The organism is Pseudomonas sp. Pseusp88 (assembly GCF_047303955.1).
Lineage (GTDB): Bacteria > Pseudomonadota > Gammaproteobacteria > Pseudomonadales > Pseudomonadaceae > Aquipseudomonas.
Genome location: NZ_JBGLYM010000090.1, coordinates 1 through 591, shown reverse-complemented (window position 1 = coordinate 591; position 591 = coordinate 1). Strand labels below are relative to the sequence as shown.

The 591-nt window shown below is 65.1% G+C and carries 1 pseudogene; it reads right to left on the bottom strand.

Going from position 1 to position 591, the window contains the following annotated elements:
• Positions 1 to 591, bottom strand: a pseudogene (locus ACCD02_RS32595) (hypothetical protein); the annotation flags it as partial.

The window sequence follows — 591 nt, the reverse complement described above, 5'->3', positions numbered from 1 at the left end:
GGTGATGTCCTGTTGCAGGCAGGCGGTGAGCAGGTCCTGGGCGCTGTTCATGTGCTGCCAGACCACCGCCCGCTCCAGCACTGCCGTGCAGCGATTGATGGCCTGCCTGCCGGCCCCGTCCAGTTTTTCCAGGCTGGCGTGCAGCGGGTTGGGCTGGCCCTGGAGTTGGCGTGGGACCAGCAACTGTTGCACGAGCAGCGCGCTGCCATGGTCGGCGTGCTGCGTCGCGCGCTGGGCGCAGAGTGTCAGCAGCTGGTGACAGGTTTCCAGTCGGCTTTTCAGATGGCGCAGGCGGTAGCGCGGATCCTCCAGCAGTACACCGTAGATTTGCCGCTGTCGCGCCTCGGCCAGCACATCCGCAGGGCAGGCCTGGTCTTGCCACAGGTCGTGTTTGTCCTCGTCGGGTTCAGGCGTGTTGTCGGCGGCGGGCATTGACCCTTGCAGCGCATCGGCAACGGCGCTCAGCTCCAGGTGCCCGGTCGTGAGCACCGGATCATTATCTTCTGTAGTGCCTTTGCCACAGGCGTGCAGGAAGGTTTTGGCCTGCAGGTCGGCCGTCCGCAGGAATTGCCCGGAGAGGTCGCACAGATA